The 23886-nt window shown below is 56.4% G+C and carries 23 protein-coding genes; 9 read left to right on the forward strand and 14 right to left on the reverse strand.

Annotation, left to right across the window (positions count from 1 at the left end; genetic code table 11):
- Positions 1-43: 43 nt before the first annotated feature.
- Positions 44-793, reverse strand: coding sequence for a hypothetical protein (locus D1820_RS12425; protein ID WP_118069286.1), 750 nt, complete (start codon positions 791-793; stop codon positions 44-46).
- Between the two features lie 134 nt (positions 794-927).
- On the opposite strand from D1820_RS12425, the gene D1820_RS12430 reads away from it, so the two are divergent.
- The 3 genes from D1820_RS12430 (at position 928) to D1820_RS12440 (ending at position 2985) form a co-directional block, all read left to right on the forward strand.
- The gene (locus D1820_RS12430; protein ID WP_118069287.1) at positions 928-2154 is read left to right on the forward strand and encodes an argininosuccinate synthase; all 1227 of its coding nucleotides are present in this window, start codon (positions 928-930) and stop codon (positions 2152-2154) included.
- Positions 2151-2609 (forward strand): DUF1810 domain-containing protein, encoded by a 459-nt coding sequence (locus D1820_RS12435; protein WP_118069288.1) that lies wholly within the window; start codon positions 2151-2153, stop codon positions 2607-2609. Before D1820_RS12430 ends, D1820_RS12435 begins: the two co-directional genes overlap by 4 nt.
- A gap of 91 nt (positions 2610-2700) precedes the next feature.
- Positions 2701-2985, forward strand: a complete 285-nt coding sequence (locus tag D1820_RS12440; RefSeq protein ID WP_040175136.1) for an SCP2 sterol-binding domain-containing protein — start codon at positions 2701-2703, stop codon at positions 2983-2985.
- 88 nt (positions 2986-3073) lie between these two features.
- On the opposite strand, the gene D1820_RS12445 is transcribed toward D1820_RS12440, so the two are convergent.
- Together D1820_RS12445 and D1820_RS12450 are read right to left on the reverse strand one after the other, a co-directional pair.
- The gene (locus tag D1820_RS12445) at positions 3074-3787 is read right to left on the reverse strand and encodes an HAD family hydrolase (RefSeq protein ID WP_118069289.1); all 714 of its coding nucleotides are present in this window, start codon (positions 3785-3787) and stop codon (positions 3074-3076) included.
- On the reverse strand, positions 3787-4695 hold the full coding sequence (locus D1820_RS12450; protein ID WP_118069290.1) for a D-amino acid aminotransferase: 909 nt from the start codon (positions 4693-4695) through the stop codon (positions 3787-3789). The genes D1820_RS12445 and D1820_RS12450 overlap by 1 nt, the downstream gene beginning before the upstream one ends.
- 144 nt (positions 4696-4839) lie before the next feature.
- Between D1820_RS12450 and msrA the strand changes: the two genes are divergently transcribed.
- Positions 4840-5505, forward strand: coding sequence for a peptide-methionine (S)-S-oxide reductase MsrA (gene msrA / locus D1820_RS12455; RefSeq protein ID WP_082035291.1), 666 nt, complete (start codon positions 4840-4842; stop codon positions 5503-5505).
- A 78-nt stretch (positions 5506-5583) separates the two neighbouring features.
- On the opposite strand, the gene D1820_RS12460 is transcribed toward msrA, so the two are convergent.
- Both D1820_RS12460 and D1820_RS12465 read right to left on the reverse strand, forming a co-directional pair.
- Positions 5584-6456, reverse strand: coding sequence for a ribokinase (locus D1820_RS12460; protein WP_118069291.1), 873 nt, complete (start codon positions 6454-6456; stop codon positions 5584-5586).
- Positions 6457-6460: 4 nt separating this feature from the next.
- Positions 6461-8716 (reverse strand): NADP-dependent malic enzyme, encoded by a 2256-nt coding sequence (locus tag D1820_RS12465; protein WP_040175129.1) that lies wholly within the window; start codon positions 8714-8716, stop codon positions 6461-6463.
- A 162-nt stretch (positions 8717-8878) separates the two neighbouring features.
- Between D1820_RS12465 and mutS the strand changes: the two genes are divergently transcribed.
- Positions 8879-11494, forward strand: coding sequence for a DNA mismatch repair protein MutS (gene mutS / locus D1820_RS12470; RefSeq protein ID WP_205521412.1), 2616 nt, complete (start codon positions 8879-8881; stop codon positions 11492-11494).
- A 102-nt stretch (positions 11495-11596) separates the two neighbouring features.
- Here the strand turns inward: mutS and D1820_RS12475 are convergent, their stop codons facing one another.
- The gene (locus tag D1820_RS12475) at positions 11597-12160 is read right to left on the reverse strand and encodes a nucleotide exchange factor GrpE (RefSeq protein WP_118069293.1); all 564 of its coding nucleotides are present in this window, start codon (positions 12158-12160) and stop codon (positions 11597-11599) included.
- A 9-nt stretch (positions 12161-12169) separates the two neighbouring features.
- Positions 12170-13246 carry a heat-inducible transcriptional repressor HrcA gene (hrcA, locus tag D1820_RS12480; protein WP_118069294.1) on the reverse strand — a complete coding sequence of 359 codons (1077 nt, stop codon included), beginning with the start codon at positions 13244-13246 and terminating at the stop codon, positions 12170-12172.
- Positions 13247-13400: 154 nt separating this feature from the next.
- Here hrcA and rph point away from each other — a divergent pair, with 154 nt between their 5' ends.
- From rph to D1820_RS12500, 4 genes are read left to right on the forward strand one after another with little or no spacing between them, the layout of a single operon-like run.
- A complete protein-coding gene (gene rph / locus D1820_RS12485) occupies positions 13401-14114 on the forward strand; it encodes a ribonuclease PH (protein WP_040175119.1) in 714 nt (237 codons plus the stop codon).
- Positions 14111-14725 carry an RdgB/HAM1 family non-canonical purine NTP pyrophosphatase gene (gene rdgB, locus D1820_RS12490; protein WP_118069295.1) on the forward strand — a complete coding sequence of 205 codons (615 nt, stop codon included), beginning with the start codon at positions 14111-14113 and terminating at the stop codon, positions 14723-14725. The genes rph and rdgB overlap by 4 nt, the downstream gene beginning before the upstream one ends.
- Positions 14718-15872, forward strand: coding sequence for a radical SAM family heme chaperone HemW (gene hemW, locus D1820_RS12495; protein WP_118069296.1), 1155 nt, complete (start codon positions 14718-14720; stop codon positions 15870-15872). Before rdgB ends, hemW begins: the two co-directional genes overlap by 8 nt.
- Before the next feature lie 3 nt (positions 15873-15875).
- A complete protein-coding gene (locus tag D1820_RS12500; RefSeq protein WP_118069297.1) occupies positions 15876-16229 on the forward strand; it encodes a YbaN family protein in 354 nt (117 codons plus the stop codon).
- Here D1820_RS12500 and D1820_RS12505 read toward each other — a convergent pair.
- The 7 genes from D1820_RS12505 to D1820_RS12535 all read right to left on the reverse strand — a co-directional run bounded on the left by D1820_RS12505 (position 16219) and on the right by D1820_RS12535 (position 23618).
- Positions 16219-17112, reverse strand: coding sequence for a ParB/RepB/Spo0J family partition protein (locus tag D1820_RS12505; protein WP_096872966.1), 894 nt, complete (start codon positions 17110-17112; stop codon positions 16219-16221). The genes D1820_RS12500 and D1820_RS12505 overlap by 11 nt on opposite strands.
- Before the next feature lie 20 nt (positions 17113-17132).
- Positions 17133-17942 carry a ParA family protein gene (locus tag D1820_RS12510; RefSeq protein WP_118069298.1) on the reverse strand — a complete coding sequence of 270 codons (810 nt, stop codon included), beginning with the start codon at positions 17940-17942 and terminating at the stop codon, positions 17133-17135.
- Positions 17935-18549 carry a 16S rRNA (guanine(527)-N(7))-methyltransferase RsmG gene (gene rsmG / locus D1820_RS12515; RefSeq protein ID WP_118069299.1) on the reverse strand — a complete coding sequence of 205 codons (615 nt, stop codon included), beginning with the start codon at positions 18547-18549 and terminating at the stop codon, positions 17935-17937. The genes D1820_RS12510 and rsmG overlap by 8 nt, the downstream gene beginning before the upstream one ends.
- Positions 18550-20424 carry a tRNA uridine-5-carboxymethylaminomethyl(34) synthesis enzyme MnmG gene (mnmG, locus tag D1820_RS12520; RefSeq protein WP_118070186.1) on the reverse strand — a complete coding sequence of 625 codons (1875 nt, stop codon included), beginning with the start codon at positions 20422-20424 and terminating at the stop codon, positions 18550-18552.
- A gap of 12 nt (positions 20425-20436) precedes the next feature.
- On the reverse strand, positions 20437-21729 hold the full coding sequence (gene mnmE / locus D1820_RS12525; RefSeq protein ID WP_118069300.1) for a tRNA uridine-5-carboxymethylaminomethyl(34) synthesis GTPase MnmE: 1293 nt from the start codon (positions 21727-21729) through the stop codon (positions 20437-20439).
- A gap of 32 nt (positions 21730-21761) precedes the next feature.
- Positions 21762-23033, reverse strand: coding sequence for a transcription termination factor Rho (gene rho, locus D1820_RS12530; RefSeq protein WP_014876396.1), 1272 nt, complete (start codon positions 23031-23033; stop codon positions 21762-21764).
- A gap of 129 nt (positions 23034-23162) precedes the next feature.
- Positions 23163-23618, reverse strand: a complete 456-nt coding sequence (locus D1820_RS12535) for a CopD family protein (protein WP_118069301.1) — start codon at positions 23616-23618, stop codon at positions 23163-23165.
- Positions 23619-23886 lie beyond the last annotated feature (268 nt).

Here is a 23886-nt window from a genome sequence, read left to right on the forward strand (position 1 = left end):
AGACAAGGGGGCAAGGTCAAAGCATACGGAAGAATATCGCCGATCAGATCGGCCGTTTCTCGACGTAGTAGCCGTAAAGCGTGGTGAGAGCGCTGATATTCAAGATCGCAAGCACAACAGAGAAGACTATATCAAGAAGCATCGCGATAAGCACAGCATCAGCCACAAGGAACAGGATCAGTTCGGCCACGAGCTGCAGACCAAAAAGACAAACACCGAGCACGAACAACGTACCAAATGCACCGGTCGTCAGTGCCAATGACTCGCTCACACCAATAGGTTTTCCAAGCGCCGCCGCCGGCAGGACCAATGCAAACCTGAACATGAATATCGCAATCAGCGCGCCAGCGGCCAACAACAGGTACAGGCCAACCATCCCGAGACTCTGGACGAATGCAGACCCGATAAATGCCAAGACAGAGTAGAACAGAATTCCGATAAAAACCAGCTTGATCAGACCCAAGATATAGTTGCCCATCTCCGCCTTGTGCAAAGCCGGAATCCACCCCTGCGGATGTTCTTCCAGTAGGACGTAGCGATGCCAGGCCACCACGGTCCACGCGCCAATCAGTCCAATCACCAGCCACAGTCCAACGATGCGCCAGAGAACTGAAAAGAACATATCGCTGTCAAACCCTCGCGCCTGAAGTCCGACATCGCCAAGCAGGCCACCAATGGCCAAATAGGCGATCGCCAACGCTATCAGCGCGGGCACAAGAAAGATCCGCATCAGTTGCGGCACGTTCCGCTGCACCATGCTGACCGAGTGTAGAAATAGCTTCCAGCCAATCATTTATTCATGCTCCAATACTGCTCAATCGTCGCGCGTGACTATAATGCGCACGCTCAGGCTCCGATCCGGGGAAAACCTTGCCCTTCTGACAAAAACCGGGTAGGCCGCAGGCGTTCTGATCAAGAGGAAATCCAATGTCCGCGCCCAAGAAAGTTGTCCTCGCCTACTCCGGCGGTCTTGATACGTCAATCATTCTGAAATGGCTGCAGACCGAATACGGTTGCGAAGTTGTGACTTTCACCGCCGATCTCGGTCAGGGTGAGGAACTGGAGCCCGCACGCCAGAAAGCCGAGCTTCTGGGTATCAAGCCGGAAAACATCTACATCGAAGATGTGCGGGAGGAATTCGTGCGGGATTTCGTGTTCCCGATGTTCCGCGCCAACGCCGTCTATGAGGGCCTCTATCTTCTGGGCACCTCCATCGCCCGGCCGCTGATCTCCAAACGCCTTGTTGAGATCGCTGAAGCCACCGGTGCTGATGCGGTCGCCCATGGCGCCACCGGCAAAGGCAACGATCAGGTCCGTTTTGAACTGGCCGCCTATGCGCTGAACCCCGACATCAAGGTGATTGCCCCCTGGCGTGAGTGGGATCTGACGTCGCGGACCCGCTTGCTGGAATTCGCAGAGGCTCATCAGATCCCGGTGGCCAAGGACAAGCGCGGCGAAGCCCCCTTCTCTGTTGATGCCAATCTTCTGCACACCTCTTCTGAGGGCAAAGTACTGGAAGATCCCGCCGTGGCGGCGCCCGACTACGTCTACCAACGCACCGTCCACCCGGAAGACGCCCCGAACGAGGCCGAATTCATCGAGATCGGTTTTGAAAAAGGCGACGCGGTCAGCATCAACGGCGAAGCAATGTCGCCTGCAACCATCCTGACCCAGCTCAATGAATACGGTGGCAAGCATGGCATCGGCCGTCTCGATCTTGTCGAGGGGCGTTTTGTCGGTATGAAGTCCCGCGGCATCTATGAAACGCCCGGCGGCACCATCCTGCTTGAGGCCCATCGCGGCATTGAATCCATCACCATGGATCGCGGCGCGATGCACCTCAAAGACCAGCTGATGCCGCAATATGCTGAACTGATCTACAACGGTTTCTGGTACTCGCCAGAACGTGAAATGCTGCAGGCCGCCATTGATCGCAGCCAGGAGCATGTGACCGGCACCGTCCGCGTGAAACTCTACAAAGGCTCCGCAACCACCGTGGGTCGCTGGTCTGATCACTCGCTCTATTCAGAGGCCCATGTGACCTTTGAAGATGACGCGGGCGCCTACGATCAGAAAGACGCTGCCGGCTTCATCCAGCTGAACGCGCTGCGACTGAAGCTCATTGCCGCCCGCGAGCGTCGGTTGAAAAAATGAGCGACCGCGTCGATATCACAGACGATAAAGACGACGATCTGACCGAAGAGATGGAGATGTTCGTCGAAGCGCAGGACACCGTCTGGAACGATGTCCGCGCCGAACTCTCTGCGGGAAAAAAGACGAGCCACTGGATGTGGTTCGTCTTTCCGCAACTGGCCGACCTTGGTCAGTCCCATATGGCCCAGCTATACGGGATCGAGGACCTGACAGAGGCGACCGCCTACCTTGCCCACCCCGTACTGCGCACACGGTTGATCGAAGCCAGCGAACTGCTGCTAAGCCACACCGACCGCAGCGCTGAGGGTATCTTGGGCGAAACCGATGCCAAGAAACTGCGCTCCTCCATGACGCTTTTCACTGCTGTGCCCAACGCCCCACAGGTATTCGACGCGGTGTTGAAGACGTTTTTCGATGGCGCCCCCTGCCCCCTCACCCATGATGCGCTTGGCTGACGGTTGACGCGACCTCCCCTTTGGTCACCCTTGCCCGCTGACACCCCGGTGCCTAACCCTTGGCGTAAAGGAAGACACCGAGGGGGACATCATGGCATTACAACCACTGGCAGAAGGCATCCGCGCCGGGCTGACCGGGAAAACCTTTGACGGATCGCTGAAATTCGACTGCGGTGATGATGGTGTCATCGTCCTTGCGGATGGCGATGCTTCAATGGAAAATCGCGATACTGACTGCACCATCCGCATCAGCACCGAAAATCTGAAAAAGCTGCTGACCGGGAAATTGAACCCGATGACCGGCGTGATGATGGGCAAGCTGAAAATTTCAGGTGATATGGGCGTGGCGATGAAGCTGGGCAAACTGATCAGCTAGGCGAAACGCACTCTACGTGTGTCACCTTTCCGAAAGTACTCCGGGGGTGAAGCGCCAGAGGCGCGAGGGGGCAGCGCCCCCGACGCGATCAGATTTTCTGCGCTTTCAACCGGTCATAATAGGGCATAGCGGCGTCCAAAACCGGCTGCAAAGTTGCAGGAACCTCAGGCAACGGCCCCTCGGGTCCTGCAAATTTGGTCGACTGCCAGACGGACCCGTACCAATGCGTGGCCCAGATTCCATCGTCCTTATGTCCGCCCATCGGCCATGACAGCATCTTTGGGGAAAACGGGACACCTAGGTTCTCACAGAGCCGCTCCAATACCGCTGCGGGATCGCTGCGGATATCATCGCTGTCTACCACCACGGGCGGCTGACCCCAGCGTGTCACCAGATCGAACAGCTCCGCCTGCTGACGAAACCCGATATCATCCAGCGTCGGATTCTCCCGTTTCTCGGCGTATGAGGCGATGACCCGTGCCGGATGGCGGATCAGAAACACATTTGTGACCTCCCGCATCCAGGCGCGCGGCACCCCGTCTATCATATGCTGGGTCATATGTTTTTGATAGAAAAACGGTTTTGCAGCGGGCACTGGCCCTAGCAGAGATGCGGCAACAACGTCAGCATCCCTTGGCTGGCTGTCTAGGATTTCAGCCCGCATGGGATGTTCCAGCCCGGTCTTTGCCAGATAGGCGGCATAGAACGGCTCATCCACCACAGCACAATCGCCACGGTTGCCAAAGGCATACATCATTGCAGTCGACAGGTTGCGTGGCCCAGACCACATGGCAATCCGCATCAGGTACACTCCTGCGCGATCAGATCCTTGTAGAGCGAGCGCAGACGCCTGGTCACCGGCCCCATCTCTCCGTCGCCAATCTGCCGTCCGTCAATGTCACCCACCGGCGTCTGTGCCCCAAATGTGCCGGTCAGAAACGCCTCATCAGCGCCGTAGGTATCCACCAGGGAATAGTTGCGCTCAAACACCGGAATGTCATTGGCACGGCACAGATCGATGACCTTCTGCCGGGTGATCCCGTTCATACAATAGTCGCCGGTGGAGGTCCAAACCGCCCCCTTGCGCACGATAAAGAAATTGCAGGCATTGGTCGTATTCACAAACCCGTTCACGTCCAGCATCAGCCCCTCATCGGCACCCGCTTTCTCTGCCGCGATACAGGCCAGAATGCAGTTCAGCTTGGAATGCGAATTCAGCTTCGGATCCTGTGTCATCGGCAACCCGCGCAGATGCGGCACTGTCGCCAGCCGGATCGGGCGCGGCAGGTTCGGGCGCGAATGCTCCATGATAATGGTGAACGTTGGCCCCTGCTGCGACAGCGATGGGTGCTGGAACGGGCGGGACTTCACCCCCCGCGTCACCATCAGGCGCGCATGGGCATCGCTGGCCATGTCATTGGCGTTTTGTGTGTCTAACACGGCTTGTTTGACCTGATCCCGGTCCATCCCGATGTCCAGATCGATAGTCTTCGCAGCCTCGAACAGGCGGTCGAGATGTTCGTCAATAAACGCCCAGGTCCCGTTATAGAGCCGCAGCCCCTCCCAGACGCCATCCCCCAGCATGAAACCACTGTCATAGACGCTGACCTTGGCCTCGGCTTTGGGAACAATTTCACCATTCAGATAGATCAGGATCTCTTCGTTGCGCTGATCTTCTTGCGCTTGATGCGTGCTCATTTTTTCGGTCATCTGCTCCTCCTGCGAGGCGCACGCTAGAAGGATTGGATCCTATTTCCAAGCGGTAACTTCCCGTCACCAAGCTGTGACAAACCATGTCATGTGATTGAGCCTGAACAACCCACGGGCCAATGTAGCGCAACGATGGAGGCGATGATGCGTTCGACAAACACCGCAAGACCAATTGTCCTGACCCTGTTCATGCTGCTTGCCGTGGCGCTGAAGGGACATCAGGCCCATGCCCAGAATATTGAAACACTCACCGTCGCTGGCGGCTGCTTCTGGTGTGTTGAGAGTGATTTCGAAAGCGTCCCTGGCGTGCTCTCGGCAGTATCCGGCTATACCGGCGGCAGCACCAAATCACCCACCTACAAACAGGTCACCGCCGGTGGCACCGGTCATTATGAGGCGGTCCAGATCCGGTTTGATCCGACCAAGGTGACGCGCAAGCAACTGCTGTCTATGTTCCTGCGCTCCGTTGATCCAACGGATGCGGGTGGCCAGTTCTGTGATCGCGGAGACAGCTACAGGACAGCGATATTTGTCTCTGGCGCAGATCAGACATCCATTGCCAAGACCGCAAAGACCGAGGCGCAGTCGGCACTTGGTCAGACTATCGTCACGCCAATTCTGCCAGCAACGGCCTTCTACCCGGCCGAAGCCTACCATCAGGACTATTACAAGGGTCGCAAACTGGTTCTCACGCGCTTTGGCCCCAAACGTCAGTCAGAGGCCTATAAGCGCTATCGAAAGGCCTGTGGGCGGGACGCTCGTGTGTTGCAGCTTTGGGGAGATGCAGCGCCTTTTGCAAAAGGGCATTAACAACGCACCTGAGGCGATTGATATGAAGAAGGCGCGGATGATACCGCGCCTTTTCCTATGCAGACCCTGTTGGCAGAATCAAAAGCTTGCGTCCTGAACCTCCTTCAGGTCAGGGATCACATCGGCGGTGCCTTTACGCGTCACCATCAATGCAGCGGCGCGATTGGCCTGCGCCAACGCCTGCGCCATAGGCAGTCCACGATCCAGACCGGACAGCACATAGCCGGTGAAGGTATCACCAGCCCCTGTTGTATCAACCGGGACAACGGAATGCGCCGCGACATCATGGGTGGTTCCCGCCGTCGTGTCGTAGTGGCGCGCGCCCTTGGCGCCCAAAGTCACAATCACATCCGCAACGCCCAGCGCCTCAGGCGTTTTGCCTGTCGCATCACGCAGCTGTTCGGCCTCGACCTCATTCAGGAACAGATAGTCGAGGTAGGGCAGGACCGCCTGAACCGCCGCGGCATCAAACGGCGCCGCTGCATAAGCCACCTTCAACCCCAGATCACGACCCATTTGGGCTGCCTCAGCCTGCATATTGGTTTCGTTTTGCATCACCAGAATATCGCCAGCACTGGCGGCAGACAGCGCGGCGCCAACCTGATCCGCACTGATCTCACGGTTTGCTCCCGGGAACAGGATGATCTGGTTCTCACCTGTTGGATCCACGGCAATGATGGCGTGGCCGGTCGGCACCTCCAACTGGGCGGTATGCCGGGTATCCACACCGTATTCCAACAAACGCGTGACAGCCCAGCCTCCCTCCGGCCCGACGGCACCCAAATGACAAACATGGCTGCCAGCACGCGCCGCCGCGACCGACATATTGGCCCCTTTGCCACCCAGAAACTGCTCCAGCCCCGTCGCCGCGAGGGTTTCCCCCGCGGTCGGCATATGAGGCAGCGCATAAATCATGTCGGCATTGATTGAGCCTAGGTTCCAGATCGCCATGAGATCACCCGATATTGCAGGCAGCCAGAACCGCCATGTTCAGAACGTCATTTGCCGTCGAGGTGGTCGAGCAGATCTGGATCGGCTTATCGACACCTGACAGGATCGGACCAACAACAGTTGCCCCCCCCATTTCCTGCATCAGCTTGACCGAAATCGACGCGGAGTGGCGCGCGGGTACGATCAGGATATTGGCCGGACCGGTCAGGCGTTGAAAGGGATAGGCCTCCTGCGCCTTGGCGTTCAGCGCCACATCGACGGTCATCTCGCCTTCATACTCAAAATCGACACCGCGCTGGTCCAGCACCGTGGGGGCGATATGCATCTTCTCCGCACGCTCCGACACCGGATAGCCAAAGGTCGAGAAGCTGACAAACGCGACCCGAGGCTCAAGCCCCATATGCCGGGCCACGCCTGCGGCATGTTCGGCGATATTGGCGAGGTCATTTTCATCCGGCCATTCATGCACCAGCGTATCGCCAATCAGCACAATGCGCCCCTTGTGCAGAAGCGCCGTGACGCCGGCCGATCCATTGGTCGCATCGGCATCAAACACATGGTTGATCTGATCGAGGACATGCGCAGACTTCCGGGTGGCTCCGGTGACCAGACCGTCGCCATGCCCATGCGCCAACATCAGCGCTGAAAACACATGTCGGTCGCGCCCAACCAGACGGTGAACATCCTTGCGATCAAAGCCTTTGCGGTTCAGCCGTTCATAGAGGAAGTCCTTGTAGGTCTCGAAATGCTGGGTATTGGCCGCGTTGATAATCTCCAGCTCACGCACCGCATCGCCCAGGCCGGCTGTTTCCAGCTTGCTGCGGACATCCTCCGGACGACCAACAACCAGCGCTTTGCCGAAGCCAGATCGCTGATACATCACCGCCGCACGCAAAACGCGAGGGTCGTCGCCCTCGGCAAAGATCATGCGTGATTGCGCTGCACGGGCACGGGCGTTCAGACCACGCAGGATCGACTGGGTCGGATCCATCCGCCCACGCAGCCCATGTTCATAGGCATCCATGTCGATGATCGGACGACGCGCAACGCCGGTGTCCATCCCTGCCTTTGCCACGGCGGGTGGGATCCGATGGATCAGGCGTGGGTCAAACGGTGTCGGGATGATGTAATCCCGGCCAAAGGACAGCGACTTGCCATAGGCCAGCGCCACCTCATCCGGCACATCCTCCCGTGCGAGACCGGCCAGCGCATGGGCGCAGGCAATTTTCATCTCGTCATTGATGGCCCGGGCGTGGATATCCAATGCGCCACGGAACAGATAGGGAAAGCCAAGGACGTTGTTGACCTGATTGGGATAATCAGACCGGCCGGTGGCGACGATCGCATCCACACGCACCTCATGCGCCTCTTCCGGGGTGATCTCAGGATCCGGGTTTGCCATCGCAAAGATCACCGGATTGTCCGCCATGGATTTCACCATGTCCTGTGTCACCGCCCCTTTGACAGATACGCCGAGGAACACATCCGCGTCCTTCATCGCCTCTTCCAGCGTGCGCAGATCCGTCTTGACCGCATGGGCGGACTTCCACTGGTTCATCCCCTCGGTACGGCCCTGATAGATCACGCCTTTGGTGTCGCAGACGATGCAATTTTCATGCCGCGCGCCCATTGCCTTCAGCAGTTCAATACAGGCGATACCTGCGGCACCGGCTCCGTTGAGGACGATTTTCACATCCTCGATCTTCTTGCCGGAGATATGCAGCGCATTGATCAGACCGGCCGCACAGATCACCGCCGTACCGTGCTGGTCATCGTGGAACACCGGGATGTCCATCTCTTCTTTCAGACGCTGCTCAATGATAAAACATTCCGGCGCCTTGATATCCTCAAGATTGATCCCGCCAAACGTTGGCCCCATCAGGCGCACCGCCTTGATGAACTCATCCGGGTCTTCGGTATCCAGCTCGATATCGATGGAATTCACATCGGCAAACCGTTTGAACAGGACAGATTTGCCCTCCATCACCGGTTTGGAGCCCAGCGCCCCAAGATTGCCCAACCCCAGAACCGCAGTCCCGTTGGAGATGACCGCAACCAGATTGCCCTTGTTTGTATAGTCATAAGCGGTTTCCGGGTTTTCCGCGATCGCCTCGCAGGGCACCGCAACACCGGGGGAATAGGCCAGCGACAGATCCCGCTGCGTGGTCATCGGGACCGTTGCGTTGATCTCCCATTTGCCGGGGGTCGGTTCCAGATGGAAGGCAAGCGCCTCTTCGTTGGTAATCTTCGCTTTGGGCATTGGCTTAGGGTGTCCTCTCACTGTCCCAAGCGTCATAGCCCAGCGCGCGCCTCTTCTCAACGAAGTTGCGTTTTCACCTTTCGTCGCAGTCGCCTGATTTGTAAGGTCGCGCCAAAGAAATCCCCCATTTTACGGAGCCGAACTTTGTCCACAGTCACGCCGATGATGGCCCAATACCTCGACATCAAGGCGCAGTACCCGGATGCCCTCTTGTTCTACCGCATGGGCGATTTCTACGAGATGTTCTTTGACGATGCCGTCAACGCGGCAGAGGCCCTCGACATCGCGCTGACCAAACGCGGCAAACACGATGGCAACGACATCCCGATGTGTGGTGTCCCGGTCCATGCCGCCGAGGGCTATCTGTTGACCCTGATCCGCAAAGGGTTTCGCGTCGCCGTTGGCGAACAATTGGAAAGCCCGGCAGAAGCCAAGAAACGTGGCTCCAAATCGGTTGTGAAACGGGATGTCGTGCGACTGGTCACCCCCGGCACCATCACCGAAGATTCCCTGCTGGAGGCGCGCCGTCACAATTTCCTCACCGCTTATTGCGAGATGCGCGATCAGTCCGCCCTCGCCTGGGCAGATATTTCCACAGGCGCGTTCCATGTGATGCCCGTCGCGTCCGTCCGGGTGTCCCCTGAACTGGCCCGGCTGGCGCCATCGGAGTTGATCGTCCCCGATGGCCCTGCCTTGGACCAGCTGCGCGCCATTGCAGAGGACCACCAGATCCCGGTGACCCCTCTGGCGAAATCCAGCTTCGACAGCACCGCCGCTGAAAAACGCATCTGTGATCTCTTCAAAGTCTCAACACTGGAATCTTACGGCTCCTTCAACCGGGCAGAGATTTCGGCCATGGGCGCGGTCATCGACTATCTCGACATTACACAGAAGGGTAAGCTGCCACTGCTTCAGCCCCCACAACAAGAGGCCGAGGACAGGGTTGTGCAGATCGACGCTGCGACCCGTCGTAGCCTAGAACTCACCCGCTCACTGACTGGCGGGCGCGGCGGCTCACTGCTTGCGGTGGTGGATCGCACCGTAACCCCCGCCGGCGGTCGGCTTCTTGAACAGCGGCTGTCCAGCCCATCGCGCAACCTCGATGTGATCCGATCCCGGTTGACGGCGCTGGACTTCGTGGTGGAGCAAACGCAACTCGCGCAATCTCTGCGCGCTGCTCTGCGCAAGACACCCGATCTGGACCGGGCCCTGTCCCGGCTTGCCCTGGATCGCGGCGGCCCTCGGGATCTCGCTGCGGTACGCAACACCCTGATCCAGTCCGAAGCTATTTCGGACCTCTGTGACAGGGCAGATATGCCGGCACTTCTACAACAGGCGCTCTCCGGGCTGACCGGATTTGACGATCTGCTGCCCCTGCTTGATGCGGCGCTGATTGCAGAGCCGCCGCTCTTGGCCCGCGATGGCGGGTTTATTGCAGAGGGCTACGACAGCGAGCTGGACGAGGCCCGCACACTCCGTGATGAAGGTCGCTCCGTCATTGCAGCGCTGCAAAAGAAATACTCCGATCACACGGGCATCAACTCGCTGAAAATCAAGCACAACAATGTGCTCGGCTACTTCATCGAGACCACCGCGACCCATGCAGAGAAAATGCTCTCCGCCCCCCTGTCGGAGACCTATATTCACCGCCAGACAACAGCCAATCAGGTTCGGTTCACAACGGTTGAGTTGAGCGAAATCGAGACCCGTATTCTGAATGCCGGTAATCTGGCATTGGAGATTGAAAAGCGGCTCTATACCAGGCTATCAGACGCTATTCTGGCAAATGCGGCTTTGCTGAATGCAGCAGCGCGGGGACTGGCAGAACTTGACCTGGTCACCGCCTTGGCCGATCTCGCTCTTGGTGAAAACTGGTCCTGCCCAACGGTAGACAGCTCGCGCGAGTTCAGTATTTCAGGGGGGCGACACCCCGTTGTGGAACAGGCACTGCGGCAACAGGGTGGCAGCAGCTTCGTTGCCAACGACTGTGACCTCACCGCCGATACAGGGGCCGCCATCTGGCTGCTGACCGGTCCGAACATGGCCGGTAAATCAACCTTTCTGCGCCAGAATGCCCTGATTGCCATCCTTGCCCAAATGGGGAGCTACGTGCCAGCGAACAGCGCCCATATCGGACTGATCAGCCAGTTGTTCAGCCGGGTTGGTGCCTCGGACGATCTGGCACGCGGGCGCTCGACCTTCATGGTTGAGATGGTTGAAACCGCGGCCATCCTCAATCAGGCAGATGATCGCGCACTGGTCATTCTCGACGAAATCGGGCGCGGTACTGCGACCTATGACGGGCTGTCGATCGCCTGGGCCACGCTGGAACATCTGCATGAGGTCAATCGCGCCCGCGCGCTGTTTGCGACCCATTACCACGAACTCACCCAGCTCGCCGGCAAGCTGCCCGGCGTCGATAATGCCACCGTTTCGGTCAAGGAATGGGAAGGCGAAGTCATCTTTCTGCACGAGGTCAAGAAAGGCGCGGCAGATCGCTCCTACGGGGTACAGGTCGCGCAGCTTGCCGGCCTGCCCGGATCGGTTGTTGCACGGGCTCGGGACGTTCTGGACATGCTGGAAGAGGGCAGCCGCAGTGGCGCCGGCAAAATCCAGATCGACGATCTTCCCCTCTTCGCTGCCGCCCCACCGCCGCAACCAGCAGCACCGGTCGGCCCCTCACCAGTCGAAATGCTCCTGGACGACATCCACCCTGATGATCTCTCACCACGGGAAGCACTGGAAGCGCTTTATCGCCTGAAAGAAGCCGGGAGCTGATACAGAAAAGCGGCCTCCATGGATCACCACGGGGCCGCTTGTCATCTTTCCAAAAATACTCGCGCCGCAGGCACGGGCCACAAGGCCCGTCACTGCTGCAGTTCAGCTCGCCGGCGTCGAGGAAACACCAACCTGCGCCGGGCGCAGCAGGCGGTCGTGCAGCATGAAGCCCTCGGCAGAAACCTGAATGATATCGCCGGCTTTGGTACCTGGCACCGGGGCCTCGAACATCGCCTCATGCACCTGCGGATCAAACTTTTCACCAACTTCCGGCGCGATCACCTGCATACCGTGCTTTTCAAACACACCAAGCAGCGCGCGCATGGTCAGTTCCACGCCTTCAATCAAAGCGGCGGAAACTTCGCGCTGTTCATCGCTGGCAGCTTCGATCGCACGTTTCATATTGTCGTAAACCGGCAACATGTCCCGCGCCAGCTTGGAGCCGCCATATTGCTCAGCTTCACGGCGCGCTTTGTCGCCACGCTTACGTGCGTTTTCCGCATCCGCCAGGGCCCGCATGAACCGATCTTTCAGCTCATCCCGTTCAGCCCGCAGGCTGTCCAGCTCCAGCGCTGCATCATCAAATTCTTCAGTCTGCGCAGAGAGCTCCTCTGCTTCGGCTTCTGTGATGTCGTCCAAAAAATCGTCGTTCTTGGGCTCTGCCATATTTCACCTCTAACTCCGGTCGGAAAGCAGCTTCCCGACCAGTTGCGCCGTATAGTCCACAATCGGCACGATCCGGCCGTAATTCAGGCGGGTCGGGCCAATCACGCCCACCGCACCAATGATCTTTCGATCCGCGTTCATATAGGGAGAGACCACCAAAGAGGAACCCGAAAGTGAAAAAAGTTTGTTCTCCGAACCGATAAAAATGCGCACACCTTCGCCATCTTCGGTCAGCTGAAGAAACTCTTCGATATCGCGTTTGCGTTCCAGGTCATCAAACAGGTTCCGGATCCGGTCCAACTCCTCCGCAGCCCCTCCGTCCGACAGGAGATTCGCCCGGCCACGCACGATCAGCCGCGCAGAGTCGCTGCCGTCATCTTCCCAAGCGGCCAAACCGCTTTCGATCATTTCACGGGCCAGAACATCGATCTGCTGCTGCCGGGCCTTGATCTCTTCCTGAATGGCACCGCGTACGTCCCCTAATGTGCGTCCCTCGATCAGCGCATTGAGGAAATTCGCCGCCTCCCGCATTGAACTGGGCGTCTGCCCGGGCGGCGGCGTAAACAGGCGGTTTTCCACGTGACCATCTGAAAACACCAGAACGACCAGCGCACGATCATGGGCCAGTGTGACAAACTCAATATGGCGAATTTCGGCTTCATGTTTCGGGGTCAGCACCAAGGAGGCCCCCTGTGTCACCCCCGACAGGGCCGATCCGACACGATCCAGCATACCGGCCAGACCCGCAGCCCCACCGCCAGCAGTCTCGCCCATGGTTTCATCAATTTTCTGGCGGTCCTGGGTGTTCAAATCCCCAACTTCAAGCAGACCATCTACAAACATCCGCAATCCGACCTGCGTGGGAACCCGACCGGCGCTGGTGTGCGGACTGTTCAACAATCCAAGATGCTCCAGATCCTGCATCACGTTGCGCACAGTCGCAGCGCTCACCTTCTCATTCAGCGATCGCGTCAGAGTACGGCTGCCGACGGGATCTCCCGTCTCCAGATAGGATTCCACGACCGCACGGAACACATCCCGTGACCGGTCATTCATATCCTTCAATATGTCGGTGCTGCTGTTCATCGCATTCTATGTGTGGTCACTGCCGAAGTTCCGCAAGCCTTGGCTCCCTGTCCTACAGTTGTCATTAAAGAGCGCAGCACCAAAAGGTCAATCATGCTTGCATCGCCGACCCTGCGGACGCTATCCCGATGGGTAACCAAACAAAGGATGACCCATGCGACCCTCCGGACGAGATCTGAACCAAATGCGCGCCGTTTCCATCGAAACCGGTTTCACCAAACACGCTGAGGGATCCTGCCTGATCAAAATGGGGGATACCCATGTGCTCTGCACCGCCACCATTGAGGATCGTGTGCCGCCGTTTATCAAAGGCTCAGGTCTAGGTTGGGTAACCGCTGAATACGGCATGCTGCCCCGCGCGACCAACACCCGTATGCGCCGCGAAGCCGCGATGGGCAAACAGGGCGGCCGCACCGTCGAAATTCAGCGCCTGATCGGACGCGCACTGCGCGCCGGCGTCGACCGCGTTGCACTCGGCGAGCGGCAGATCAGCATCGACTGTGATGTGCTGCAGGCCGACGGCGGCACCCGCTGCGCCTCCATCACCGGCGGCTGGGTTGCCCTACGTCTTGCGGTGAACAAGCTGATGAAAACCGGTGAGGTCAAGATTGATCCCCTCGTTGATCCCGTTGCCGCAGTTTCCTGCGGTATCTACGCAGGTCAGCCGGTGTTGGACCTCGATTACCCGGAAGATTCAGAGGCCGGCGTCGATGGCAACTTCATCATGACAGGTTCTGGCCAGCTCATCGAAGTGCAGATGTCCGCAGAAGGATCTATGTTCAGCCGCGAGCAGATGGACACGCTGATGGATCTCGCAACCAAGGGCACCGCCGAACTGGCAGAACTGCAGAAGGCAGCCTGCGCATGACCCGCAAATTTGCCGGCGACCGGCTGCTGGTCGCCACCCATAACAAAGGCAAGCTGGAGGAGATGAAACATCTCCTCCAACCCTTTGGCGTGAGTGTCGTTGGTGCCGGCGAGATGGAACTTCCTGAACCCGCCGAAACCGAAGATACATTTGTCGGGAATGCCCGGATCAAGGCCCATGCCGCCGCCAAGGCGACTGGTTTACCGGCTCTCTCCGATGACTCCGGAATCACCATTGATGCACTAGATGGCGCCCCCGGCGTTTACACCGCTGACTGGGCAGAAACCGGTGATGGCCGCGATTTCATGATGGCCATGACCCGCGCCCATAATGAACTGGAAGCCAAAGGGGCAGCCTACCCCCGGCTTGCCCAATTTCGCTGCACGCTTGTTCTCGCCTGGCCCGATGGTCATGATGAGGTGTTCGAAGGCGTGATGCCCGGCCAACTGGTTTGGCCTATTCGCGGTAAGGATGGGTTTGGCTATGATCCAATGTTCCAGCCAGATGGACATGATCTGACCTGTGCCGAAATGGATCGTTGGGCCAAAAACAAGATCAGCCATCGCGGTCAGGCCGTCGCAAAATTTGTCGAGGCGTGTTTCGGTGGATGATTGGCGCAACGGGGGGTTTGGTCTCTATGTGCATTGGCCCTTCTGTCAGGCCAAATGCCCCTATTGCGATTTCAACAGTCATGTCACCGCGCAGATCGACCAAAACAGGTGGGCTGCAGCCTATCGAGCGGACATGCTGCGAGCGGCCCCGTCTCTATCGGGACGCGTTCTGAATACGATTTTTTTCGGGGGTGGGACACCGTCCCTGATGCATCCCGATACTGTGGCCACAATTGTTGAGACTGCTCGGGAAATATGGCCTTTTTCCAATGACATAGAGATCTCTCTTGAAGCAAACCCAACCTCAGTCGAGGCTGGTCGCTTTACGGGATACCGGGATGCTGGCGTCAACCGAATTTCTATGGGTATTCAGGCGCTTAACGACAATGACCTGCGCCGTCTTGGGCGGATGCACAGTGTTTCTGAGGCACAAAAGGCCTTTGATGTGGCTCGGAACTGCTTTGACAGAGTCAGTTTCGACCTGATCTATGCGCGTCAGGGTCAGACACTGGCCGGCTGGCAACAGGAACTCGACCAAGCCTTGTCCATGACGATTGACCACCTGTCCCTTTATCAATTGACCATTGAAGAAGGCACCGCGTTCGGCGATCGATACGCGCGGGGCAAGTTGCGCGATCTTCCTACCGACGACAACGCCGCTGATATGTATCTCGCCACCCAGGACATCTGCGACAAGCATGGTCTGCCCGCCTATGAGGTCTCCAACCACGCGCGCCCCGGCGCAGAGTCGCGGCACAATCTGATCTATTGGCGCTATGGCGATTACCTTGGTATTGGGCCAGGCGCCCATGGGCGCCTGACTCTGGACGGTATCCGGTACGCCACGGAAACCTATCTGCAACCTGGAGCCTGGCTGGCAGCTGCAGAACGCCAAACCGGGGAGTCTTCGCGAACGCCGCTTGCTCCTGAAGATGCGAGTGCTGAATACCTTATGATGGGGATGCGATTGGTCGAGGGGCTCGATTTAGATCGGTTCCGTGCCTTGTCCGGTCATGCTCTCTCTTCCGAGCGGATCTCCAACCTCTGCGAAATTGGAATGTTAGAGCTCTCGGAAAATCGTATTCAGGCAACTGACGCCGGCCGCGCGGTCCTAAATGCCGTCCTCCGCGATCTTCTAGTGGAGTAGCTTATGCGTCTTCTCTACGCTGCGCTTGGGCTTCTGTGTGTTGGATTGGCGCTTGTCGGTGTCGTCCTTCCTCTCTTACCCACCGTTCCGTTTTTGCTGCTCGCCAGCTTTTTCTTTGCGAATTCTTCCGAGCGGCTGCACGAGTGGATCATAAACCATCAACTATTTGGCCCTATGATCCAGGATTGGCAGGAACGAGGCGCCATTCGACCCGCCGCAAAAAAGGCGGCAACCATTTCAGTTGCCGCCGTATTCGGTTTGTCAGTTATTTTCTCGGCACCAAGCCACGTCCTGATCATTCAGGCCATCACACTTGGTGCCGTGATGATATTTATCTGGTCACGCCCTAACGGCTAAGACGCCCGCAAAGATCATCCAACTCATCCAGAGATGCGTAGCTGACCGAAAGAACGCCACTTTCACCACCAGCACGATGATCAATCGTCACTTTCATACGCAGCGCAGCTGAGAGATCTGCTTCCAAGGCGCGCGTATCCGCATCTTTCTCGGCTGTTTTCTTTGCCGAACGCGCTGTTGCAACTTGCAGGCCGGCGGCATCCTTTTTCACCAATGCCTCAGTCGCACGTACTGACAGACCACCTTTAACGATCTTCTTCGCCAAATCTGACGCATTGTCAGAAGTGATAAGAGCACGGGCATGACCCGCTGAGAGACGACGTTCTTGAACCAAAGACTGTACGTCATCCGGTAGATGAAGCAGCCTGACCAGATTCGCGATATGGCTCCGGCTCTTACCAAGCGCTTCTGCCATTTTCTCTTGCGTATGGCCGAATTTGTCCATCAGCTGCTTGTAACTCTGCGCCTCTTCCATCGCGTTGAGGTCAGAGCGTTGAATATTCTCGATGATGGCAACTTCCATCATCTCGACATCGGAATAGTCCCGAATAATGACCGGCACTTCGTGCAGTTTTGCGCCTTGCGCAGCACGCCAGCGGCGTTCGCCGGCAACAATCTCATACTGTCCACCGGGACGCGGTCGCACGATAAGGGGCTGAAGAACCCCTTTCTCCCGGATCGACGCGGTCAGGTCATCCAGATCTTCCTGCAAAAACTGGCGACGCGGCTGATCCGGGTTCGCGATAACTTTCTCGATTGGCACCATGACTTCGGTGCTTCTGACTGCCTGTTTTTCTGTGCTAACAGGTTCCGGGTTCACATCCGCCATTAGAGCTGACAAGCCTCTTCCCAATCCTCTGGGTTTGTTTTTCTTTTCTGACATTACTGCGCCTCCAGCTGTGGTTAGGCTGCGAGTTTCTGATGTCTCGCAATCAGTTCTTCTGCAAGGGCGCGATACGCATTCGCCCCTAGCGAGTTCGTGTCGTAGTTCAACACCGGCAACGCATACGACGGCGCCTCGCTGACACGCACATTCCGAGGAATCTTCGTTTCAAAGACCAATTCACCCAGATGCCCACGGGCGTCCTGCTCTACCTGCTGAGACAAGTTATTCCGCCGGTCGTACATCGTCAGCACAATCCCCTCGATCCGAAGGTTCGGGTTTGCTGTCTGACGCACCTCGCGGATTGTAAGCATCAGTTGTGAGACCCCCTCGAGTGCGAAAAATTCACTTTGCAATGGGACCAGCACAGAATGGGACGCAACCATCGCGTTGACGGTCAGTAGGTTCAAAGATGGAGGGCAATCGATCAGGACATAGTCCCAATCATAATCATCCATCGCCGGCTGACGTAACGCATCATGCAATAGAAAGCTGCGCTTTTCATTTGTAAAAAGCTCTATATCAGCCGAACTCAGATCAACCGTCGCCGGGATAATGCAAAGATCTTCAATCTCCGTCTCCCGAATGACGTCATTCAACGCAACATCATCTACAAGAAGATCATATGTTGTGCGGGTGCGATCTGTCGCTTCGATTCCAAGACCGGTTGAGGCGTTGCCTTGCGGATCCAGGTCGACAACAAGGACCCGATATCCAGCCTCAACCAAAGCTGCCGCTAAGTTGATTGCGGTTGTTGTCTTGCCGACCCCACCCTTTTGATTGGCCACTGCTATAATTCGAGGCCCAGCCGGCCGGGACAAATCAGACACGCGTCACTCCCCTGATTTCCAAAACAACCGCGTCGGGTTCAGTCCAACTCTTAGTGGATTTCAGGTCAAATTGCCATTGGCTCCGCGCGTTATCCACTTCTTTTTTCCATTGTAGTCCCTTGGAAAAAAGCGCGATTCCCTCCGGGTGGAGATGACGTTCGACAAAGCCAAGCAGCGTCGAAAGATCGGCCAGTGCACGTGCTGAGATGACATCAACCGCCATCGGCGGCACCTTTTCGATGCGCTCAGATACCACCGTTGCCTTCACGCCGCATTCACGAATAGCCGTACGGAGAAATGCGCACTTTCGCTGATCACTTTCGATCAGAGTAACTGCGCAATCTGGTACTCGCTCCGCGGCCAGAATCGCGACAACAACACCTGGAAAGCCACCGCCACTCCCGATATCAAGCCAGGACCGCGGAAAATCAATCCCTTGGCAAATCTGCACCGAATCTACGATGTGGCGATCCCATACGTCGGCCAATGTGGACTTGGCGATAAGGTTGATTTTCGGAGACCACTTTTTAACAAGAGATTCATAGTGCTTAAGTCGCTCATATGTTTCACGTGAAACATATGACTGTCCGATATTGATCTCACCCATTTATGCAGTCTTCCCATGGCTCGTGGTATCGCCTCGGCGTAGCCTTGCCAGGATTAGTGCCAGCGCCGCTGGTGTCATTCCATCGACCCTCCCCGCTTGAGCCAGGGTTTCAGGTCTGGATTTTTCCAGTTTTCCACGCAGCTCGTTCGACAAGCCCTCAAAATCGTAGGAAAAGTCAAATGGGATACGATACCCCTCGTCTCGTTTCAGCGCTTCGATCTCTCGTTTCTGGCGAATGATGTAGTTCGCATACAGGGCATCTCGCTCGATTTGACGACGAATAGGGTCTTCGCAGGTTCCAAGATCGGGTAGCAGGCGCAAGATATCTTCGAACACCACATCAGGAAATGCCAATACGTCGGTCGCCGTCCGTCGGTTTCCGTCCTGATTTACCGTGATACCAGCTTCATTGATCTCCTTTGGGGTGAACCGTCGGCTGTCCATTTGGGATCGGGCCGCTTCAAGTTTTTCCATTTTTTGGGAAAAGAACTCACGACGCGTCTCACCGACACACCCCAGATCTAGTCCGATACCGGTCAACCGCTGATCAGCATTGTCGGCACGCAGAGACAGCCTGAATTCAGCCCGAGACGTGAACATCCGATAAGGCTCCGTCACCCCATTTGTTGTGAGATCATCGATCATCACGCCAATATAGCTGTCGGAGCGACTAAACGTGACCGGTTCCATCTCTTTTGAATACCGTGCTGCATTCAATCCTGCTACGAGCCCCTGTGCCGCAGCCTCCTCATATCCTGTGGTACCATTAATTTGCCCCGCAAGATATAGACCCTGATGCGACTTTAGGGCCAGATCTAATCCCAAAGCGCGCGGATCCACATAGTCATACTCAATTGCATACCCTGGCTGCAAGATCACGGCGTCTTCCAAACCAAAAATGGAGCGAACATAACTTTCTTGGATGTCTAGTGGCAGACTTGTCGAAATGCCATTAGGATAGACGGTATGGTCATCTGCACCCTCCGGTTCGAGGAAAATTTGATGACTTTCTTTGTCAGCAAACCGCACCACTTTATCTTCAATTGACGGGCAATAGCGCGGACCGACACCGTCGATGTGCCCGCCATACATGGCCGATTTTCCGAGATTGTCCCGAATAATATCATGTGTCTGCGTGTTGGTATGTGTAATCCCACAGACCACTTGAGATGCCGATGTAGATGTTGTCAAGAAACTGAAGAATGTAGGATCATCATCTCCGGGCTGACCCTCCAGCTTTTCCCATGAGATGGTACGGCCATCCAATCGAGGTGGCGTTCCTGTTTTCAACCTACCAAGTCGTAAATCGAAACTGTCGAGCCTCTCTGCAAGTCGGATTGAAGGCTTATCTCCCATACGGCCGCCCGGCTTAGTCACATCACCGATGTGAATAACGCCCCTCAGGAAGGTTCCGGATGTCAGAATGACGGCGTGACTTTTGATCTGGCTTTCGTCAGCCAGACACACGCCATTGACTTTGTTGCCAGTCATAAGAAAATCGGTGACTTCGCCTGGGATAATATCGAGGTTAGGCCGGGCTTCTGTCTCAGCCAACATCTCACGACGATAGATCCTCCGATCTGACTGCGCCCTTGGGCCCTGCACAGCCGGCCCTTTGCGTCTATTGAGGAGGCGGAATTGTATGCCGGCTTTATCAGCGACACGCCCCATAACGCCATCGAGTGCGTCAATCTCTCGAACCAGATGCCCCTTACCCAATCCGCCAATTGCGGGATTGCACGACATCACGCCAATGCCCTCCTTCGTAAGAGTGACAAGAGCTGTCTTGACACCCATCCGGGCGGCCGCATGGGCTGCCTCTGTCCCGGCATGACCACCACCAACAACGATGACGTCGTAATCTGGATGTTTCACGTGAAACACTCCTTACTTTCCCAAGCAAAAACTGGAGAAGATTTCATCCAACAGGTTCTCTACCCCTACACGGCCAACCAGCATCTCCAGGGCGCGAATGGCCGAACGCAGATCTTCAGCAGCAACATCATAAAACTCTGGGCCGTATTTTAGAACATCTTGCGCGGCTTTCAGGCGGTCATATGCCGTCTTCATTGTCTCTCGATGCCGTGCACGCGTCGCAATACCTGCTTTACCAGCACGATTTTTCAGCGCTTTGGTGATATCCGCGATCAGCACGTCTATGCCCTGCCCCGTTTGTCCGGAAACCGCTTTTTCAGAAGCACCATTGTTGATCAGATCCGCCTTTGGGGTAACAACAATATCATCCTCAAGGATATCGATATCAATTGCATGTCGATCCTTGGTCAAAAACACGCGAAGGTCTGCCGCCTCTGCCCGTTTCTTCGCTATTTTGATGCCGATCCCTTCGACATAATCGTCAGTCTCGCGCAGGCCAGCGGTATCAAGAAGAGTGACAGGTAGACCCGCCAAATCCATCCTTACCTCGATCACGTCCCGGGTCGTCCCGGCATATTCCGATGTGATAGCAGCCTCTCGGCCGGCCAGAGCGTTGAGTAGTGTTGACTTGCCAACGTTTGGCGCGCCGATGATTGCAACCTCAAACCCGCTGCGAATCCGTTCAGCCATCTGTACGCCAGAAATTTGAGGTTCCAAATCCGCTGTCACGCCGGCCAAAAGCTCTTTGACTTCCTCAGTGACATCTACGGGAACATCTTCATCGGCGAAATCGATTGTTACCTCAATCAGGGATGCAGCGCGAATAAGGTCTTTTCGCCAGCGCTCAGCCAAGTCAGAAAGCCCGCCGGCGAGCACGGCTTGCGCCTGTACCCGCTGCGCCTCGGTCTCTGCATCGATCAAATCCGCCAATGCCTCAACCTGGGAGAGGTCCAGCTTACCATTTTCAAGCGCACGGCGGGTAAACTCACCTGGGTCTGCCAGCCGCACATCTTTAAACTGACCCAATAGATCAAGCATGGCGCTGACAACCGATGTGCTGCCATGGACCTGAAATTCAACGGTATCCTCACCAGTGAAGCTATTCGGGCCGGCGAAAGTGAGCACCAAGGCTTCGTCGATACGCGCCTTGCTGCGATCAGACAGAACGCGCAACGCCCGACCAGGACAGGGCAAAGCACCGCCACTGATAACAGAAGCGGTGCTGGTAGCCTTTGGGCCAGAGAGGCGTATAACCGAAACGCCGGCCTTCCCTTGGGCGGAGGCCAGCGCAAAGATCGTGTCCATCAGGTGACCTTCCTTTCGTGCCGGCCAGTCTACTAGGTGTTCATTGAGTCGAAGAACTCAGAATTTGTCTTTGTTTGCTTCAACTTAGACAAAAGGAATTCAATCGCGTCGGTGGTACCCATTGGGTTCAGAATCCGGCGTAACACAAATGTCTTGGCGAGATCGCCTTTGTCGACGAGCAGATCCTCTTTCCGTGTACCGGATTTGAGAATATCGATCGCTGGGAACACGCGTTTGTCTGCGATCTTACGATCCAGGACGATTTCAGAGTTACCGGTCCCTTTGAATTCTTCAAAGATCACCTCGTCCATCCGACTACCGGTGTCGATGAGAGCCGTCGCGATGATCGTCAAAGAGCCGCCTTCTTCGATATTTCGGGCCGCACCAAAGAATCGTTTGGGACGTTGCAGCGCGTTTGCATCAACACCACCAGTCAAGACTTTACCAGAAGATGGCACCACTGTGTTGAACGCCCTACCAAGTCTTGTGATCGAGTCGAGAAGAATAACAACATCTCGTTTATGCTCCACCAAACGCTTGGCCTTCTCGATCACCATTTCGGACACCGCAACGTGGCGGGTAGCAGGTTCGTCGAAGGTGGAGGACACGACCTCACCCTTGACCGAGCGCTGCATATCGGTGACCTCTTCCGGACGTTCGTCGATCAGGAGAACGATCAGATAGCATTCGGGGTGATTCTTCGCGATGGAATGCGCGATGTTCTGGAGAATAACTGTCTTACCGGTCCGCGGTGGCGCCACGATCAGGGATCGCTGGCCTTTACCAATCGGGGAGACCAAATCGATCACGCGGGCAGAGCGATCTTTGATGGTCGGATCTTCGATCTCCATCTTCAGGCGCTCATCAGGATAAAGCGGTGTCAGGTTGTCGAAAGCGATCTTGTGACGGGCCTTCTCCGGTTCTTCGAAGTTGATTTTGGTGACATTTGTCAGCGCAAAATACCGTTCGTTTTCCAGCGGTGATTTGATCTGACCGTCAACCGTATCACCGGTCCGCAACGCATATTGCCGGATCATATCGGGCGAAACATAGATATCGTCGGGACCCGGCAGATAGTTGGCCTCAGGCGAGCGCAGGAACCCGAATCCATCTTGAAGAACCTCAAGCACACCATCGCCGGCAATTTCCCAGCCCTCATCCGCGCGTTCGCGGAGAATCTGGAACATCATCTCACCCTTGCGCATGGTGGAGGCGTTTTCGATCTCCAGCTCTTCGGCCATGGACAGAAGGTCCTTAGGGCTCTTGGCCTTAAGATCGGAAAGGTTCAGGGATTGAACGGTCATATATATACGGCCTTTGTTCTCCCCTGAGATCTGGGGAGCGGTGTCATAGGTATAAGGAAGACACGAGTGCCCGGACGGGCCCGTTAGCCGCATACATAAGGGGTCCACCCTGCTGAGTCAAATCCCCGCTCAGAACTTGAAAATGACCGATATGACGATGACCACCATCAGCAGTGTCGGGACTTCGTTCATCATTCTATAGCTGCGACCACTGCGGGTGTTCTTCCCATTTGCGAAGTCACGGTGACGGAGCAGCAGCCAGTGGTGAAACCAGGTCATCCCCAGAACGCTCAGGCCCTTCGTCCAGGGCCAAAGACTACTCCAGTCGACCAACCCCGGCGTCAGCACCATTAACACCCCTGCAGCCCAGCTGACGTACATAGCGGGCCTCATGATGATGCGGAGCAACTTCTCTTCCATCATGACAAAAATAGGAAGGCTGTCCGGCACCTTCTGTGCCTGCTCCACGTGATAGACGAAAAGCCTCGGGAGGTAGAACAGTCCTGCCATCCAGCTGATCACTGCCATGATGTGCAGAGATTTGGCGTAGGGGTAAATTTCAAAGAGCAGATCGCTCAGATCCATGGCTGGCCTCTCGGTTCCCTCTCTCCCCTTAAAATATAAGTATTTTAAAAGGATGATGTTTTAGTAGTGCACCCTAAAAACGGTGGATAACTGACTCGTCCACCGGCTTATCCCCGCCTGGGATAACTTACCAGCTTTACCCCCAGCGACATGATGCCCCTTGCCGGCAGGCTATAAAAACATGAGAAATATCACGTTCACTTTGGGGTTTGGATGTGGGGATAAACTTGGGGTGAAATCGGAGCAACTGAGATATCCACGATTTCTA

The organism is Phaeobacter sp. LSS9 (assembly GCF_003443595.1).
In the GTDB taxonomy this organism is placed as follows: Bacteria; Pseudomonadota; Alphaproteobacteria; order Rhodobacterales; family Rhodobacteraceae; genus Phaeobacter; species Phaeobacter piscinae.

What these genes read in the sequence shown, in the direction of transcription:
- D1820_RS12425 (WP_118069286.1), bottom strand. Translation starts at nt 793, where the DNA reads ATGATTGGCTGGAAGCTATTTCTACACTCGGTCAGCATGGTGCAGCGG.
- D1820_RS12430 (WP_118069287.1), top strand. Translation starts at nt 928, where the DNA reads ATGTCCGCGCCCAAGAAAGTTGTCCTCGCCTACTCCGGCGGTCTTGAT.
- D1820_RS12435 (WP_118069288.1), top strand. Translation starts at nt 2,151, where the DNA reads ATGAGCGACCGCGTCGATATCACAGACGATAAAGACGACGATCTGACC.
- D1820_RS12440 (WP_040175136.1), top strand. Translation starts at nt 2,701, where the DNA reads ATGGCATTACAACCACTGGCAGAAGGCATCCGCGCCGGGCTGACCGGG.
- D1820_RS12445 (WP_118069289.1), bottom strand. Translation starts at nt 3,787, where the DNA reads ATGCGGATTGCCATGTGGTCTGGGCCACGCAACCTGTCGACTGCAATG.
- D1820_RS12450 (WP_118069290.1), bottom strand. Translation starts at nt 4,695, where the DNA reads ATGACCGAAAAAATGAGCACGCATCAAGCGCAAGAAGATCAGCGCAAC.
- msrA (WP_082035291.1), top strand. Translation starts at nt 4,840, where the DNA reads ATGCGTTCGACAAACACCGCAAGACCAATTGTCCTGACCCTGTTCATG.
- D1820_RS12460 (WP_118069291.1), bottom strand. Translation starts at nt 6,456, where the DNA reads ATGGCGATCTGGAACCTAGGCTCAATCAATGCCGACATGATTTATGCG.
- D1820_RS12465 (WP_040175129.1), bottom strand. Translation starts at nt 8,716, where the DNA reads ATGCCCAAAGCGAAGATTACCAACGAAGAGGCGCTTGCCTTCCATCTG.
- mutS (WP_205521412.1), top strand. Translation starts at nt 8,879, where the DNA reads ATGATGGCCCAATACCTCGACATCAAGGCGCAGTACCCGGATGCCCTC.
- D1820_RS12475 (WP_118069293.1), bottom strand. Translation starts at nt 12,160, where the DNA reads ATGGCAGAGCCCAAGAACGACGATTTTTTGGACGACATCACAGAAGCC.
- hrcA (WP_118069294.1), bottom strand. Translation starts at nt 13,246, where the DNA reads ATGAACAGCAGCACCGACATATTGAAGGATATGAATGACCGGTCACGG.
- rph (WP_040175119.1), top strand. Translation starts at nt 13,401, where the DNA reads ATGCGACCCTCCGGACGAGATCTGAACCAAATGCGCGCCGTTTCCATC.
- rdgB (WP_118069295.1), top strand. Translation starts at nt 14,111, where the DNA reads ATGACCCGCAAATTTGCCGGCGACCGGCTGCTGGTCGCCACCCATAAC.
- D1820_RS12500 (WP_118069297.1), top strand. Translation starts at nt 15,876, where the DNA reads ATGCGTCTTCTCTACGCTGCGCTTGGGCTTCTGTGTGTTGGATTGGCG.
- D1820_RS12505 (WP_096872966.1), bottom strand. Translation starts at nt 17,112, where the DNA reads ATGTCAGAAAAGAAAAACAAACCCAGAGGATTGGGAAGAGGCTTGTCA.
- rsmG (WP_118069299.1), bottom strand. Translation starts at nt 18,549, where the DNA reads ATGGGTGAGATCAATATCGGACAGTCATATGTTTCACGTGAAACATAT.
- mnmE (WP_118069300.1), bottom strand. Translation starts at nt 21,729, where the DNA reads ATGGACACGATCTTTGCGCTGGCCTCCGCCCAAGGGAAGGCCGGCGTT.
- rho (WP_014876396.1), bottom strand. Translation starts at nt 23,033, where the DNA reads ATGACCGTTCAATCCCTGAACCTTTCCGATCTTAAGGCCAAGAGCCCT.
- D1820_RS12535 (WP_118069301.1), bottom strand. Translation starts at nt 23,618, where the DNA reads ATGGATCTGAGCGATCTGCTCTTTGAAATTTACCCCTACGCCAAATCT.